This window comes from Streptomyces sp. NPDC035033 (genome assembly GCF_040636735.1).
Classification (GTDB): Bacteria; Actinomycetota; Actinomycetes; order Streptomycetales; family Streptomycetaceae; genus Streptomyces.
This window is the reverse complement of record NZ_JBEZUZ010000036.1, coordinates 1-15,957: the sequence shown is the minus strand read 5'-3', so window position 1 is coordinate 15,957 and position 15,957 is coordinate 1. Positions and strand designations below refer to the sequence as shown.

Sequence of the window (15,957 nt, the reverse complement as noted above, 5' to 3'; positions counted from 1 at the left end):
CCCGGACGCCGGAGGCGGACCATGACCACGACCACGACGACACCCCCCGTCCCACCCGCGCTGAGCGCGCGCGGCCGCCGGACGGTCCTGGCCGTCTGCTGCCTGAGCATGTTCCTGGTGGGCCTCGACACCACCGTCGTCAACGTGGGCCTGCCCGCCATCGGGCACGGCCTGGGCGTCGACACGCGCGGCCTCGCCTGGGTCGTGGACGCCTACACCCTCGTCCTGGCCGGTCTCCTGATCTCCTCCGGCGCGCTGGCGGACCGCTTCGGCCGCCGCCGGGTCTTCCAGTGCGGCCTGGCCGTCTTCGGCGCGGCCTCGCTGCTCTGCGCGCTCGCCCCGACGGCGGGTGCGCTCGTCGCGGCCCGCGCCCTGCAGGGCGTCGGCGCCTCGATGCTCAGCCCCGTGGCGCTCGCGATCGTGGTGAACGCGACGCCGGACCCGAAGGAGCGGGCGCGGGCGATCGGCATATGGGCCTCGGTGTTCGGACTGAGCATGGCCGCCGGGCCCGTCACGGGCGGCGCGCTGCTCGCGGGGCTCGACTGGCGGGCGCTGTTCTGGGTCAACGCGCCCGTCGTCGTGGTCGCCCTGGTGCTCAGCGCGGTGTTCGTGCCGGAGTCCCGGGCCGCGCGGGCCCGGCGGCTCGACCCGCCCGGCCAGTTCCTGCTGACCGCGCTCCTCGTCCTCGTGGTCGGCGTCCTCATCGAGGGGCCGCGCGTCGGCTGGACGTCGCCCGCGGCGCTGGCGGGCTACGCGGCGGCCGCCACGGCGCTGGCCGGGTTCGCCCGGGTCGAGTCCCGCCGGAGCGAGCCGCTGATCGACCCGCGGCTCTTCGCGAACCCGCTCTTCAACGGCGCCGTCGTGGGCGCGGTGGCGGTCTTCGTCGCCCTCAACGCGGCGCTGCTGCTGAACACCCTCTACCTCCAGCACACCCGGGGGTGGACGCCGCTGGCCGCCGGCGCGGCGACCCTGCCGCTGGCCGTCGGGGCGACCGTCTGCGCCCCCTGGGCCGGCCGCATGGTCGGCCGTACCGGACCGCGGACGCCCCTGTTCCTCGCCGGCGGTTTCCTCACGGCCGGCGGGCTCTGCCTGGTCCGGCTCACCCCGCACACCGGACTCCTCCCGCTCCTGGCCGCGTACGCGCTCATCGGCGTCGGGTTCGGCTTCGCCAACGCCCCGATCACCACCACCGCGGTGGACGGCCTGCCGCCCGCCCGGGCCGGCGTGGCCGGGGCGATCACCTCCACCGCGCGGCAGGTCGGCGCAGCCCTCGGCATCGCCCTCGCCGGCGGCCTGGTCACGGGCGCCGCCCCGGCGGAACTCGCCCGCGCCTCGCGCCCGGGCTGGGCCCTGGTCGCCGGCTGCGGAGTGCTGCTCCTCCTCGTCGCCCGCGCCGCACGGCCGAAGGGGGCCGCCGCGGCCCCCGCCCCCTCCCGGGGGCGGTGAGCGGCGGGGTCCGTCCCGCCGGGCCCCGGGGTCAGGTGGAGACCCGGTCCCGCAGGGCCGTCTGCCAGGCGGGGGCCGGGACGCTGGGGGCGCGTTCGGGGCGGCGGCCGCCCTGGGCGAAGAAGTCCACCAGCGGCAGCAGTCCGGCGCCGACGGTGACCGCCTCGGGGCCGAGCGTGCCGAGGGCGATCTCCGTACGGCCGCCGGGGTGGCGGAGCGCGTACGCGCGGGCGTACGCCGTCACGGCGGCGAGGAAGCGGCTGCCGAGCTGGAGGCCGGCCCAGCCGCCGACGAGGATCCGCTCCGGCTGGAAGAGGTTGATCAGGTCGGCCAGTCCGGCGCCCAGGTACTCGGCGGTCTCGTCGAGAACGGCGAGCGCGGCCGCATCGGGGACCGGACCGGCACCCGAAGGGGCGTCCCCGGACGGACCGGCACCGGGAGACGCGGTTCCGGCAGGGCCGCCGCCGGGGAGCCCGTCTCCCGAAGGGCCGGCCCCCCGCGCCTCCGCGTCCGCCGGGTGGGCCGCGGCGAGCATCGCGGTCAGGGCCGTCTCCTCGTCCGCGCCGGCCGGGGGTTCGCCGCCCGCCTCCCGCCACCGTTCGAGGAGGGCCTCCGCGCCGGCGTACGCCTCCAGGCAGCCCTGGGCGCCGCAGCGGCACCGCCGGCCCCGGACCCGGACCGTCAGGTGGCCCCACTCCAGGGCCCGCCCGGGGCCGAGCGGATCCGTCACCACGCACGCGCCGACGCCCGAGCCGAAGAGGACGACCACCGCGCTGCGGGCCCCGCGTCCGGCGCCGAACCACATCTCGGCCTGGCCCAGGGTCTTGGCCCCGTTCTCGATCCGGTACGGCACCTCCGCCGGCAGGTCGACGGCCTCGCGCAGCAGCCGCTCCAGCGGCACCGCCTCCCAGCCGATCGTCTGGCCGTGCACCACCGCCCCGTCCTCCGGGGTCCGCTCGACGATGCCGGGGACGCCGATCCCGACGCCGAGCAGCCGCTCCGCGGGGACCCCGGCGGTGCGCAGCACCTCCGCGATGCCGTCCCGGAGGTGCTCCACGACCACCGCCACCTCGTACCGGGCGGTCCTCGGCCCCGACGTCGCCAACGGGCGCTCGGTTCGGGCGAGTTCGGTGAGGGCGAGGTCGAAGAGCTCGACCCGGACCCGGGTCTCGCCGACGTCCACGCCGATCATGCACCCGCTGTCCGGCGCGATCCGCAGCAGGGTGCGCGGCCGGCCGCCGGCCGAGCCGACGCTGCCGGCCTCCTCGACGAGCCCCTCGGCGACCAGCTCCGCGACCACGTTGCTGACCGACCCCGAGCTCAGGCCGGTCGCGGGCCCGAGCGCGAGCCGGCTCGTCGGGCCGTCGAAGTAGAGCCTCCGCAGGACCGCCGTCCGGTTCTCGCGCCGCAGGTCGCGCACCGTACGGCCACTCTTCCCGTGCACTGTCGTCCCCGTCCGTCGTAGTCGTCCGCTGCAACATACCCGCACGACAAGCCTTGACGCGACCTTCTCATGGGGTTTAACTCACATCCTAAATTAAGCCGACGCGACGGGGATCGGTCCGGGCGTCCCCCGTCGGCACTCCCGCCTTCCCTGAAAGGGACCAGGAGCCATGCGCAGAATCAGAGCCGCCGTCACGGGTGCCGTCACCCTCTCCCTCGCCCTCACCGCGACCGCCTGTGGCGGCGGGGGAGAGGAAGGCGGCGGCCAGGCGAAGAAGACCCTCACCTACTGGGCCACCAACCAGGGCTCCAGCCTGGAGGTCGACAAGAAGGTCCTCCAGCCCGAACTGGACGAGTTCGAGCGCCGCACCGGCGTCAAGGTCCAGCTGGAGGTGATCCCCTGGTCCGACCTGCTCAACCGGATCCTCACCGCCACCACCTCCGGCCAGGGCCCGGACGTCCTCAACATCGGCAACACCTGGAGCGCCTCCCTCCAGGCCACCGGCGCCCTGCTGCCCTGGGACGCGAAGAACTTCGAGGCGATCGGCGGCAAGGACCGCTTCGTCGACTCCGCCCTCGGCTCCACCGGCGCCCCCGGCAAGGACCCGGCCGCCGTCCCCCTCTACTCGATGGCCTACGCCCTCTACTACAACAAGCAGATGTTCAAGGACGCCGGCATAGCGAAGCCGCCGACGACCTGGGACGAGGTGGTCGCCGCCGGCAAGAAGCTCAGCAAGGACGGCAAGTGGGGCATCGGCGTCGAGGGCTCCAACCTCTCCAACAACATCCACCAGGTCTTCGTCCTCGGCAAGCAGCACGGCGCCGACTTCTTCACCGCCGACGGCAAGCCCGACTTCACCTCCGACGGCGCCGTCGCCGCCGTCAAGCAGTACGTCGACCTGATGGCCACCCACAAGATCGTCGCCCCGGGCAACGCCGAGTACGCCCAGAACCAGTCCCTCAGCGACTTCGCCAAGGACAGGACGGGCATGGTCCTCTGGCAGACCCCCTCGCAGACCTTCGCCTCCCAGGGCATGTCCGAGGAGGAGTGGGGCGTCGTCCCCGCCCCCGTCCCCTCCGGCCGGCCGGGCACCGGCACCGCCACCAACTCGATGGTCGCCGGCATCAACATGGCCGTCTTCAAGAACACCAAGAACCTCGACGGCGCCCTGAAGTTCGTGAAGTTCATGACCAGCGACGAGGAGCAGATCGCCCTCAACAAGACGTACGGCTCCGTGCCGCCGGTCAAGACCGCCCAGAAGGACCCGGCCTTCTCCGGCCCGTCCCTCGCCGTCATCCGCGACACCCTCGCCTCCAGCGCCGCCGCCCTCCCGCAGGTCCCGGAGGAGTCCCAGTTCGAGACCGTCGTCGGCACCGCCGTCAAGGAGCTCTTCGCCGACGCCGCCGCCGGCCGGCCCGTCACCACCGAGTCCGTCAGGGCCAAGCTCGACAAGGCCCAGCAGCAGATGCCGAAGAAGTAGGCACCCGTCCCATGACCCAGACCGCCGTCACCCCCGCGCGGGAGCCAGCGGTGCGCAAGGCCACACCCGGAGGGGCGCGCACCGCACGCCGCTCCGGGCGTCGCCGCCTCGCACTGCCCTACGTCCTGCTGCTGCCCGCCCTGCTCCTCGAACTCCTCGTCCACCTCGTGCCGATGCTCATGGGCATCGTCATGAGCTTCAAGGAGCTCACCCAGTTCTCCATCCGCGACTGGGCCGCCGCTCCCTGGTCCGGATTCGACAACTTCTCCGTCTCGCTCGACTTCGACGCGGCCGTCGGGCGGTCACTGCTCACGTCCTTCCTGACCACCTGCCGGTTCACCGTGCTCTCCGTCGGCCTGTGCTGGCTCCTCGGCACGGCCGCCGCGGTCCTCCTCCAGGAGAACTTCCGCGGCCGGGCGGTCCTGCGCACCCTCTTCCTCGTCCCGTACGCGCTGCCCGTCTACGCCGCCGTCATCACCTGGGCGTTCATGTTCCAGCGCGACAACGGCCTCATCAACCACCTCCTCCACGACCAGCTCGGCATCGGCGATGGACCCGCCTTCTGGCTCATCGGCGACAACAGCTTCTGGGCGCTGCTCGCCGTCTCCGTGTGGAAGGGCTGGCCCTTCGCCTTCCTCACCGTCATGGCCGGTCTCCAGAACATCCCCCGGGAGATGTACGAGGCCGCCGCCCTCGACGGGGCCGGCGTCTGGAAGCAGATCCGGCACATCACCCTGCCGTCGCTGCGCCCCGTCAACCAGGTCCTCGTCCTGGTCCTCTTCCTGTGGACCTTCAACGACTTCAACACGCCGTTCGTGCTCTTCGGCAAGGCGGCCCCGGAGGCGGCGGACCTCATCTCGCTCCACATCTACCAGTCGTCCTTCCAGACGTGGAACTTCGGCACCGGCTCGGCCATGTCCGTGCTCCTGCTGCTCTTCCTCCTCCTCGTCACGGGCGTCTACCTCCTGCTCACCACCCGCGGAAGGAAGACCTCCGATGTCTGACGCCGCCCACGCCCGCGCGGTCCGGCCGCGCTCCCCGATGGCCCCGCCCCGCTCCTTCTTGTGGACCCGGCGGATCGTCCTCACCCTCCTCGCCGGCTTCGTCCTGCTGCCGGTGTACGTGATGGTCTCCAGCTCGCTGAAGCCGCTGGAGGACGTCTCCGGGACGTTCGAGTGGATCCCCTCGACGCTCACCCTGCGCCCCTACGCGGACATCTGGGAGACGGTCCCGCTCGCCGACTACTTCGTGAACTCGATCGTCGTCGCCGGCGCCGCCACCGTCCTCTCCGTGACCGTCGCGGTCTTCGCCGCGTACGCCGTCAGCCGCTACTCCTTCCGCGGCAAGCGGGCCTTCACGGTCACCGTCCTGTCGACGCAGATGTTCCCCGGCATCCTCTTCCTGCTGCCGCTCTTCCTCATCTACGTCAACATCGGCAACGCCACCGGCCTCGCCCTGTTCGGCTCCCGCGAGGGGCTGATCCTCACCTATCTGACCTTCTCGCTGCCCTTCTCCGTCTGGATGCTCACCGGGTACTTCGACTCGATCCCGCGCGAGCTGGACGAGGCGGCGAAGGTGGACGGCTGCGGCCCGGTCGGCGCGCTGTTCCGGGTGATCGTGCCCGCCGCCCGGCCCGGCATCGTCGCCGTCGCCGTCTACGCCTTCATGACCGCCTGGGGCGAGGTCCTTTTCGCCTCGGTCATGACCGACGACACCACCCGCACGCTCGCCGTCGGGCTCCAGGGCTACGCCACCCAGAACGACGTCTACTGGAACCAGGTGATGGCCGCCTCCCTCGTGGTGAGCGTCCCCGTCGTCGCCGGCTTCCTCCTCCTCCAGCGCTACCTCGTCGCCGGCCTCACCGCGGGTGCGGTCAAGTGACGTCCCCCCAGCGCCCTCCCCGGCCCCGTACCGCAGAAAGGCACCCCGTGTCCGACCCCACCGCCACCCCGATCGACCTGGCGGCCTTCCCGCCCTCCTTCGCCTGGGGCACGGCGACCTCCGCCTACCAGATCGAGGGGGCCGTCGCCGAGGACGGCCGCGCCCCCTCCATCTGGGACACCTTCTCCCGCGTCCCCGGCGCGATCGACAACGGCGACACCGGGGACACCGCCTGCGACCACTACCACCGCTGGCCCGAGGACATCGCCCTGATGAAGGAGCTGGGCACCGACGCCTACCGGATGTCGATCGCCTGGCCCCGGGTCGTCCCCGGCGGCGACGGACCCGTCAACGCCGCCGGACTCGACTTCTACGACCGGCTCGTCGACGGCCTCCTCGGCGCCGGCATCACCCCCTCCGTCACCCTTTACCACTGGGACCTGCCGCAGACCCTCCAGGACCGCGGCGGCTGGACCTCCCGCGAGACCGCCGAGCACCTCGCCGCGTACGCCTCCGTGGTCGCCGGCCGGCTCGGCGACCGGGTCACCCGCTGGGCCACCCTCAACGAACCCCTCTGCTCGGCCTGGATCGGCCACCTGGAGGGCCGCATGGCCCCGGGCCTGACCGACCTGACGGCCGCCGTCCGCGCCTCGTACCACCTGCTCCTCGGCCACGGCCTCGCCACCGCCGCGATCCGGGCCGCCGCGCCCGGCGCCCGCGTCGGCCTCGTCACCAACCACTCCACCGTCGCGCCCGCCTCGGGCCGCCCCGAGGACCTCGCCGCCGCCGCCCGCATGGACGGGCACAGCAACCGCTGGTGGCTCGACCCGGTGTACGGCAAGGGCTTCCCCGCCGACATGCGCGAGCTGTACGGCGTCGCACTCCCCGAGAAGCCCGGCGACCCGGAGACCATCGCCGCCCCGCTCGACTGGCACGGCCTCAACTACTACTTCCCGGTGACCGTCGCCGACGACCCCGAGGGCCCCGTCCCGTACGCCCGCGAGGTCCGCCTCCCCGACGTGCCGCGCACCGGCATGGACTGGCAGATCGAGGCGGCGGGCCTGGAGAGCCTGCTGCTGCGGCTCACCGAGGAGTACGGCGTCCGCGAGCTGTACGTCACCGAGAACGGCTCGGCCTTCCCCGACGCCGTCGGCCCCGACGGCTCCGTCCACGACCCCGACCGCACCCGCTACCTGGAGCAGCACCTCGCCGCCTGCGCGAGCGCCGTCCGCAAGGGCGCCCCGCTCGCCGGCTACTACGCCTGGTCGCTCCTGGACAACTTCGAGTGGGCCTACGGCTACGACAAGCGCTTCGGCCTCGTCCACGTCGACTACGCCACCCAGGAGCGGACCGTGAAGACCAGCGGCCGCCGCTACGCCGAACTGATCCGCGCCCACCGGGAGCTGGGAGCCTAGCCGCCCCTCCCGTGCCCTGCCGGAGACCGGTCCGAAGCCCTTCGGACCGGTCTCCGGCATGCCCGCGCACCGGCGCCGAGGAGAGAGATCGATGCTTAATGCAAGACAAAAGAAAAGTCGTGTCGCACGCCTTGACCGTCAACTCGCGGCGCATGCAAGGTTTCGGCGAGCGCTCCCCCACGTGTCCACCACGCACCACGAGGAGATCCCATGCCCTCCGTCGGGTCCCCACCCGCACGCCGGCGCCCCGCCTCCGCACTCCGCCGCTCCACGGCCGGCGCCCTCGCCGCAGCCCTGGCCGGCACCCTGCTCGCGGTCGTCCCCACCACCCCGGCCCAGGCCGCCGAGACCCTGCTCTCCCAGGGCAGGACGGCCACCGCCTCCACCCTCGAAGGGGCCGTCTTCCCCGCCTCCGCCGCCGTCGACGGCGACTTCGGCACCCGCTGGGCCAGCCAGTGGCAGGACCCCCAGTGGCTCCAGGTCGACCTCGGCGCCACCCGGCAGCTCAGCCGGGCCGTCCTCACCTGGGAGGCCGCCTACGGCAAGAGCTACGCCATCCAGGCCTCCGACAACGGCACCGACTGGCGCACCGTCACCTCCGTCACCGGCGGGGACGGAGGCACCGACGAGGTCACCCTCTCCGGCTCCGGCCGCTACGTCCGCATGAACGGCATCGCCCGGGGCACCGGATACGGCTACTCCCTCTGGGAGTTCCAGGTGTACGGCTCCACCGACACCACCGGCCCGACGCTGCCCGGCGGCGGCGACCTCGGCCCCAACGTGCACGTCTTCGACCCGTCCACGCCCGGCCTCCAGGCCAAGCTGGACCAGGTCTTCCAGCAGCAGGAGTCGGCCCAGTTCGGCGCCGGCCGCCACGCCTTCCTCCTCAAGCCCGGAACCTACAACGGCCTCAACGCCCAGCTCGGCTTCTACACCCAGATCGCCGGCCTCGGCGTCCGCCCCGGCGACACCACCATCAACGGCGACGTCACCGTCGACGCCGGCTGGTTCAACGGCAACGCCACCCAGAACTTCTGGCGCGGCGCCGAGGGCCTCACCCTCAACCCCGTGAACGGCACCGACCGCTGGGCCGTCTCCCAGGCCTCCTCCTTCCGCCGCATGCACGTCAAGGGCGGCCTCAACCTCGCCCCGAACGGCTACGGCTGGGCCTCCGGCGGCTACATCGCCGACTCCAGGATCGACGGGCAGGTCGGCAACTACTCGCAGCAGCAGTGGTACACCCGCGACAGCTCGATCGGCGGCTGGTCCAACAGCGTCTGGAACCAGACCTTCTCCGGCGTCGAGGGCGCGCCCGCGACTTCCTTCCCCGAGCCGCGCTACACCACCCTCGACACCACCCCGATCTCCCGCGAGAAGCCCTACCTGATCTGGCAGGACAACCAGTACAAGGTCTTCGCCCCGGCCAAGCGGACCAACGCCCGCGGCACCACCTGGGCGAACGGCACCCCGCAGGGCGAGACGATCCCGCTGACCCAGTTCTACGTCGTCAAGCCCGGCACCAGCGCCGCGACCATGAACCAGGCCGTCCAGCAGGGCCTGCACCTGCTCTTCACGCCCGGCGTCTACCACGTCGACCGGCCGATCGAGATCAACCGCGCGAACACCATCGTGCTCGGCCTCGGCCTCGCCACCCTCATCCCGGACAACGGCGTCACCGCCATGAAGGTCGCCGACGTCGACGGCGTCCGCCTCGCCGGCTTCCTCGTCGACGCCGGCCCGGTCAACTCCCCGGTCCTCCTGGAGATCGGCCCGCAGGGCGCCGCCGCCGACCACGCCGCCAACCCGACGACCGTCCAGGACGTCTACCTCCGCATCGGCGGCGCAGGCCCCGGCAAGGCCACCACCAGCATGGTCGTCCACAGCGATGACGTCATCGTCGACCACACCTGGGTCTGGCGCGCCGACCACGGCGACGGCGTCGGCTGGGAGACCAACCGCGCCGACTACGGCGTCCGCGTCCACGGCGACGACGTGCTGGCCACCGGCCTCTTCGTCGAGCACTTCAACAAGTACGACGTCGAGTGGTACGGCGAGCGCGGCCGGACGATCTTCTACCAGAACGAGAAGGCGTACGACGCCCCGAACCAGGCCGCCATCCAGAACGGCACCACCAAGGGCTACGCCGCCTACCGCGTCGACGACTCGGTGAACACCCACGAGGCGTGGGGACTCGGCAGCTACTGCAACTACAACGTGGACCCGACCATCGTCCAGGACCACGGCTTCAAGGCGCCCGTCAAGCCCGGGGTGAGGTTCCACAGCCTCCTGGTGGTCTCCCTCGGCGGCATGGGCCACTACAACCACGTCATCAACGACACCGGCGCGTCCACCATCCCCGCCGGCACCTCGACCGTGCCCTCCACCGTCGTCAGCTTCCCGTGACGACCCGCCGGGGCGCGGCGCCCGCCGCCGCGTCCCGGCCCCCGCTCCTTCCGGGCGGCGACCCGTCCCGCCGCGCCGCCCGGAAGGCACCCCCTCTTCCCCCGCCGCACCCGTAAGGGAGCCCCCATGCCCGCGCACACCGGCACCGGAGCCGTCCGGCGCCCCCGCACCCGCACCGCCGCCTCCCTCGTCCCGCTCGGCGCCCTGCTCGCCACCTCCCTGACCACCCTCTCGGCGGCCCCCGCCTCCGCCGCCGAGACCCTGCTCTCCCAGGGCAGGACGGCCACCGCCTCCTCCACCGAGGGCGCCGGCTTCCCCGCCTCCGCCGCCGTCGACGGCGACCCCGGCACCCGCTGGGCCAGCCAGTGGAGCGACGGCCAGTGGATCCAGGTCGACCTCGGCCGCACCGCCACCCTCAGCCGGATCGTGCTGAACTGGGAGGCCGCTCACGCCACCGCGTACGACATCCAGCTCTCCGACAACGGCACGGACTGGCGGACGGTGAAGTCCGTGACCGGCTCCGACGGCGGCACCGACGAGATCGCCGTCTCCGGCACCGGCCGGCACGTCCGCCTCCAGGGCGTCACCCGCTCCGGCGGATACGGCCTCTCCCTCTGGGAGTTCAAGGTGTACGGCGAGGAGGGCGGCACCCCGCCCCAGACCGGCGGCGCCGTCCGCGTCACCGGCAGCCAGGGCGACTGGCAGCTGACCGTCGGCGGCCGGCCCTACACCGTCAAGGGCGTCACCTGGGGCCCGTCCGTCGCCGACGCCGGCCGCTACATGCCCGACGTGAAGTCCCTGGGCGCCAACACGATCCGCACCTGGGGCACCGACGGCTCCACCAAGCCGCTCCTCGACGCCGCCGCCGCCCAGGGCATCCGCGTCATGAACGGCTTCTGGCTCCAGCCCGGCGGCGGCCCCGGCTCCGGAGGCTGCGCGAACTACGTCACCGACACGACGTACAAGACGAACATGCTCAACGAGTTCGCGAAGTGGGTCGAGGAGTACAAGTCCCACCCGGCGACCCTCATGTGGAACGTCGGCAACGAGTCCGTCCTCGGCCTCCAGAACTGCTACTCCGGCACCGAACTCGAAGCCCAGCGCAACGCCTACACGAGCTTCGTCAACGACGTCGCCAGGAAGATCCACACCATCGACCCCGACCACCCCGTCACCTCGACGGACGCCTGGACCGGCGCCTGGCCCTACTACAAGCGCAACGCCCCCGACCTCGACCTGTACGCGATGAACGCCTACGGCGACATGTGCGGGGTCCGCGAGGACTGGGAGCAGGGCGGCTACACCAAGCCGTACCTCATCACCGAGACCGGCCCGGCGGGGGAGTGGGAGACCCCGAAGGACGCCAACGGCGTCGCCGAAGAGCCCACCGACGTGCAGAAGGCCGAGGGCTACACCCGCGCCTGGAACTGCGTCACCGGCCACCAGGGCGTCGCCCTCGGCGCCACCGTCTTCCACTACGGCACCGAGCACGACTTCGGCGGCGTCTGGTTCAACCTCCTGCCCGACGGCCTCAAGCGGCTCTCCTACTACGCCCTCAAGAAGGCGTACACGGGCGGCACCGCCGGCGACAACACCCCGCCCGTCATCACGAACATGACCGTCACCCCGTCCGGATCCGCCCCGGCCGGCGGCGAGTTCACGATCCGCGCCGACGTCCGCGACCCCGACGGCGACGCCGTCACCACGAAGGTCTTCCTCAGCGGCAACTACGCCAACGGCGACAAGCGGCTGATCGAGACCCCCCACCGCCGCAACGCCGACGGCTCCCTCACCGTCACCGCCCCCGCCAAGCTCGGCGTGTGGAAGGTGTACGTCCAGGCCGAGGACGGCCGTGGCAACGCCGGCATCGAGACCAAGTCCGTCAAGGTCGTCGCCCCGCCGGCCGCCGGCGCCAACCTCGCGCTGGGCCGCCCCACCACCGCCTCCTCCTTCCAGGCGTCCTACGGCGACTGCCCCTGCCCGGCCGGCAACGCCACCGACGGCAACCCGGGCACCCGCTGGGCCAGCGACTGGGCCGACCCGCAGTGGATCCAGGTCGACCTCGGCTCCGTCCGCGCCTTCTCCCGCCTCCAGCTCGTCTGGGACCCGGCCTACGCCCGCGCCTACGAGGTCCAGGTCTCCGACGACGGCCGGAACTGGCGCACGATCCACACCCAGACCGCCGGCGACGGTGACGTCGACACCATCGAGGCAGCGGCCACCGCCCGCCACGTCCGGCTGCACCTGACCGCACGCGGCACCGGCTGGGGCTACTCCCTCCACGAGTTCGGCGTCCACGGCTGACCGGCCCGCACCACCCTTCCTCCCACCCCACTGAGGAGATCCCCATGAGATCGAGTCCGAAGCGGCTCTCCGTACTCCTCGTCAGTACAGCCCTCCTCGCCGGCGCCCTCGGCTTCGGCACGATGGCCCGGGCCACCGACCCGGCCGACGGCGTCCCGCCCGCCGTCGCCGCGGCCGCGAACCACGTCGGACACCGGATGGCCGCCTCCACCCAGGCGTCCGGCGACGACGTCGACGGGGACGGGTACATCCCCGCGAACCCGCCGGTCACCGGCGTCGTCCCGTCCACGGCCACCCCGCCGCCGGCCTACCACCACGAGTTCCAGGCCGGCTGCGCCGTCTCCCACACCGCGCCGGACGACCCGATCGTCTACCCCGGCCAGTTCGGCAAGTCCCACGACCACACGTTCATGGGCAACACCTCCACGAACGCCGCCAGCACCACCGCCTCCCTCCACGGAGGCGCCACCACCTGCAAGGCGCCCGCGGACGCCTCCGCGTACTGGATGCCCTCGCTGTACAAGGGCGACCAGAAGATCCTCCCCGTCGGCCCCCAGGTCATCTACTACAAGGCCGGCGTCACCGACTACCGCAGCGTGCGCCCCTTCCCCAAGGGGCTCCGCTTCGTCGTCGGCAACCCGACGCAGACCGAACAGCAGTTCCGCGCCCACAAGGGCTTCGTCGAGGGCTGGGAGTGCGGTGACAGCTTCTTCAACACCGACATCCCGGCGAACTGCCCGAGCCGGCCCGACGTCCAGCTCAACCTCCGCATGCAGGCCCCCAGTTGCTGGAACGGCCTGCACCTCGACACCCCCGACCACCAGAGCCACATGGCGTACCCGGTCGTGAAGCCCGGCACCAACGACAACATGTGCCCGGCCTCCCACCCGGTCGCCCTGCCGATGATCGAGTTCAAGATGGCGTGGCCGGTCAACGGCGACATGAGCCAGGTCCGCCTGGCCAGCGGCCGCGGCTACTCCTTCCACTACGACTTCTTCAACGCGTGGGAGGAGCGCACCCTCAAGGCCCTCGTCGACCACTGCATCAACGGCGGCCTCCAGTGCGACACCCGGGGCTTCGACCTGTACCGCCCCGAGCGCGGCGCTGTGCTGGACGCCGACCACCGCCTCCCCTGACCCACCCCGTACGGGAGCGGCCCGGACGCCCGCGACGGCGCCCGGGCCGCACCCGTCCCCGACCACCCGGAGCCCTCCCGTGGACGCCCGCGCCCGCTTCCCCGACGACGACGCCCTCATCGACCGCCTCCCGCCCGGCTTCCGCGTCGGCGCCGCCACCTCCGCCTACCAGATCGAGGGCGCCGCCGCCGAGGACGGCCGGACCCCCTCCATCTGGGACACCTTCTGCCGCGTGCCCGGCGCCGTCGACAACGGCGACACCGGGGACACGGCCTGCGACCACTACCACCGGATGCCCGAGGACGTCGCCCTCATGGCGGAGCTCGGCCTCGACACGTACCGCTTCTCCGTCTCCTGGCCCCGCGTCCAGCCCGGCGGACACGGCCCCGCCAACCCGGCCGGACTCGCCTTCTACGACCGGCTCGTCGACGAACTCCTCGCCCGGGACATCACCCCCTGGCCCACCCTCTACCACTGGGACCTGCCCCAGGAGCTCCAGGACGCCGGCGGCTGGCCCGCCCGGGACACCGCCCACCGCTTCGCCGACTACGCCGCCCTCGTCCACGACCGGCTCGGCGACCGCGTCACCCACTGGACCACCCTCAACGAGCCGTTCTGCTCGGCGGTCCTCGGCCACGTCGAAGGCGTGCACGCGCCCGGCGGACGGTCCCTCGCCGACGGCGTCGCCGCCGTCCACCACCTGCACCTCGCGCACGGCCTCGCCGCCCGGCGGCTGCGCGCCGACGCCCGGCACCCGCTCGACCTGGCCGTCACCCACCTCCTCGGCACCAGCGCCCCCGCCACCGACGACCCCGCCGACCGGGAGGCCGCCCGCCGGGCCGACGCCTTCGGCTTCCGCTTCTACCTCGACCCGATCCTGCGCGGCGGCTACCCCGACGACCTGGTCGCCGACCTCGCCGCGCACGGCGTCGAGATCCCGGTCCGCGCCGGCGACCTGGAGACCATCGCCACCCCCATCGACACCCTCGGCGTCAACTACTACCGCTCGATGCGCAGTTCGGGCACGGACGAGAACGGCTCCGCCACCGACGCCCTCGGCCGTCCCGTCACCCGGAACCTGCCGCACGGCGGCCTGCCCGTCACCGGCCTCGGCTGGGAGGTCATGCCCCACGACCTCACCGCCCTGCTGCTGCGCATCGCCCGTGACTACCCCGGCACCCGGATGGTGATCACCGAGAACGGCGCCGCCTACGACGACGTCCCCGACGCCCGCGGCCACGTCGACGACCGCGAGCGCACCGCCTACCTCTCCGCCCACCTCGCCGCCGTCGCCCGCGCCCGCGAGGCCGGCGCCGACGTCCGCGGCTACCTGGCCTGGTCGCTCCTCGACAACTTCGAGTGGGCCTACGGCTACGCCCAGCGCTTCGGCATCGTCCGCGTCGACTACGCGACCCAGGCGCGCACGCCCAAGCGCAGCGCCCTGTGGCTCCGCGACACGGCCCGGCGGCTGCGCGCGCGGGCCTGAGCCGCGATTGCGGGGGCCCGCGGCGCGGCAGACGATGGAAGGAGGACCGAAGGAGACGTCATGGCCGAAGAGCAGGGCGACCCGCTCGCCGCCTGGACCGAACGACTGCTCCGCCTCGGCGGCGGGATATCACCGGAGGACGCCAGGACGTTCGTCCACGACCTCTACACCCACGCCCAGTCCGACCGGGACGAGGAACGCGCCACGGCCGAGTTCGAACGCGAGGAGTAGCCCCTCCCGCCGCGGCCACGACCCGCCGGGAACCGGCCGGCGCCACCGGACGTGTAACGGGGGACGAGTGCGCCGGGACGAAGGGGACGGGATGGCCGACGGGGCGAGGATCGAGGGGAACAGCCTGCTGCTCGGGGACGGGGTGAGGATCCGGTTCGTACGGACGCTCCGGCTGCCCGAGACGGGCACGCACCGGCTGCCGCCGGGACTGGGGGAGTTCCCGCTCCGCCGGGTCGAGGACCACCCCGACACGGTGCCCGAGCAGTGGCGGGCCAAGGGCGGCGTGATGCTGCCCGTCCACCTCCGCGAGGCGATGTGGCTGAGCTTCGCCGGCAGCCCCGAGCCCGCCGCGCTCCAGGTCGGCGTCGGCAAGGTCTGCGCGGTCTCCGGGAAGAAGTGGACCGGCCGGCTCTCCCGCCGCCCGCAGAACTACGTGGTGCTGCCCCGCCAGCCGTGGCTGGACGGCATCAACTCCGGCAAGGGCACGGTCCGCCAGTTCGTCGCCGTCCCGCTCGGCATGGGCGCCACCGTCGAGGGCCAGGTGACCGGGGAGGAGACCGTCGGCGGCATCCAGCTCCAGGCGTTCCCGCTCGCGCCGAAGCCCCGCGCCGCCTGGCGCGAGGAGCAGCGGCGGCTCGCCGAGGAGCGGGCCCGGCGCCTCGCCGCGGGGCCGCCGGCGTTCGGCGCGGGCTACGGCGCCGCGCCCCCGATGCCGATGGCGGCCCCGGCGG

General features: G+C 73.0%; 11 protein-coding genes and 1 pseudogene. 11 read left to right on the top strand and 1 reads right to left on the bottom strand.

The features are described from left to right. Positions 1 to 21 precede the first annotated feature (21 nt). Positions 22 to 1,446, top strand: coding sequence for an MFS transporter (locus tag AB0E83_RS16845; RefSeq protein ID WP_362111471.1), 1,425 nt, complete (start codon positions 22 to 24; stop codon positions 1,444 to 1,446). A gap of 31 nt (positions 1,447 to 1,477) precedes the next feature. Here AB0E83_RS16845 and AB0E83_RS16840 read toward each other — a convergent pair whose 3' ends face one another. Continuing rightward, positions 1,478 to 2,890 carry an ROK family protein gene (locus tag AB0E83_RS16840; protein WP_362111469.1) on the bottom strand — a complete coding sequence of 471 codons (1,413 nt, stop codon included), beginning with the start codon at positions 2,888 to 2,890 and terminating at the stop codon, positions 1,478 to 1,480. Between the two features lie 169 nt (positions 2,891 to 3,059). Between AB0E83_RS16840 and AB0E83_RS16835 the strand changes: the two genes are divergently transcribed. The 10 genes and pseudogenes from AB0E83_RS16835 to AB0E83_RS16790 all read left to right on the top strand — a co-directional run. Then, entirely contained in the window at positions 3,060 to 4,370 is a 1,311-nt protein-coding gene (locus tag AB0E83_RS16835) for a sugar ABC transporter substrate-binding protein (RefSeq protein ID WP_362111466.1), read from the top strand. A gap of 11 nt (positions 4,371 to 4,381) precedes the next feature. Further along, on the top strand, positions 4,382 to 5,374 hold the full coding sequence (locus tag AB0E83_RS16830) for a sugar ABC transporter permease (RefSeq protein WP_362111463.1): 993 nt from the start codon (positions 4,382 to 4,384) through the stop codon (positions 5,372 to 5,374). A 37-nt stretch (positions 5,375 to 5,411) separates the two neighbouring features. After that, positions 5,412 to 6,251, top strand: a complete 840-nt coding sequence (locus AB0E83_RS16825; protein WP_362111615.1) for a carbohydrate ABC transporter permease — start codon at positions 5,412 to 5,414, stop codon at positions 6,249 to 6,251. A 47-nt stretch (positions 6,252 to 6,298) separates the two neighbouring features. Further along, complete coding sequence (locus AB0E83_RS16820) at positions 6,299 to 7,666, top strand: GH1 family beta-glucosidase (RefSeq protein ID WP_362111460.1); 1,368 nt, start codon at positions 6,299 to 6,301, stop codon at positions 7,664 to 7,666. A gap of 210 nt (positions 7,667 to 7,876) precedes the next feature. Continuing rightward, complete coding sequence (locus AB0E83_RS16815; protein ID WP_362111457.1) at positions 7,877 to 10,069, top strand: discoidin domain-containing protein; 2,193 nt, start codon at positions 7,877 to 7,879, stop codon at positions 10,067 to 10,069. A gap of 126 nt (positions 10,070 to 10,195) precedes the next feature. Continuing rightward, the gene (locus AB0E83_RS16810; protein WP_362111454.1) at positions 10,196 to 12,373 is read left to right on the top strand and encodes a discoidin domain-containing protein; all 2,178 of its coding nucleotides are present in this window, start codon (positions 10,196 to 10,198) and stop codon (positions 12,371 to 12,373) included. A gap of 44 nt (positions 12,374 to 12,417) precedes the next feature. Then, the gene (locus tag AB0E83_RS16805) at positions 12,418 to 13,509 is read left to right on the top strand and encodes a DUF1996 domain-containing protein (protein WP_362111451.1); all 1,092 of its coding nucleotides are present in this window, start codon (positions 12,418 to 12,420) and stop codon (positions 13,507 to 13,509) included. 79 nt (positions 13,510 to 13,588) lie between these two features. Further along, positions 13,589 to 14,995 (top strand): GH1 family beta-glucosidase, encoded by a 1,407-nt coding sequence (locus tag AB0E83_RS16800; protein ID WP_362111448.1) that lies wholly within the window; start codon positions 13,589 to 13,591, stop codon positions 14,993 to 14,995. Between the two features lie 60 nt (positions 14,996 to 15,055). Further along, positions 15,056 to 15,226 carry a hypothetical protein gene (locus AB0E83_RS16795; protein WP_362111445.1) on the top strand — a complete coding sequence of 57 codons (171 nt, stop codon included), beginning with the start codon at positions 15,056 to 15,058 and terminating at the stop codon, positions 15,224 to 15,226. 91 nt (positions 15,227 to 15,317) lie between these two features. Further along, a pseudogene (locus AB0E83_RS16790) lies at positions 15,318 to 15,957 on the top strand (hypothetical protein); the annotation flags it as partial.

Excerpts from the sequence above, each read along its gene's own strand:
- AB0E83_RS16845 (WP_362111471.1), top strand. The coding sequence starts at position 22 with ATGACCACGACCACGACGACACCCCCCGTCCCACCCGCGCTGAGCGCG.
- AB0E83_RS16835 (WP_362111466.1), top strand. The coding sequence starts at position 3,060 with ATGCGCAGAATCAGAGCCGCCGTCACGGGTGCCGTCACCCTCTCCCTC.
- AB0E83_RS16830 (WP_362111463.1), top strand. The coding sequence starts at position 4,382 with ATGACCCAGACCGCCGTCACCCCCGCGCGGGAGCCAGCGGTGCGCAAG.
- AB0E83_RS16825 (WP_362111615.1), top strand. The coding sequence starts at position 5,412 with ATGGCCCCGCCCCGCTCCTTCTTGTGGACCCGGCGGATCGTCCTCACC.
- AB0E83_RS16815 (WP_362111457.1), top strand. The coding sequence starts at position 7,877 with ATGCCCTCCGTCGGGTCCCCACCCGCACGCCGGCGCCCCGCCTCCGCA.
- AB0E83_RS16810 (WP_362111454.1), top strand. The coding sequence starts at position 10,196 with ATGCCCGCGCACACCGGCACCGGAGCCGTCCGGCGCCCCCGCACCCGC.
- AB0E83_RS16805 (WP_362111451.1), top strand. The coding sequence starts at position 12,418 with ATGAGATCGAGTCCGAAGCGGCTCTCCGTACTCCTCGTCAGTACAGCC.
- AB0E83_RS16795 (WP_362111445.1), top strand. The coding sequence starts at position 15,056 with ATGGCCGAAGAGCAGGGCGACCCGCTCGCCGCCTGGACCGAACGACTG.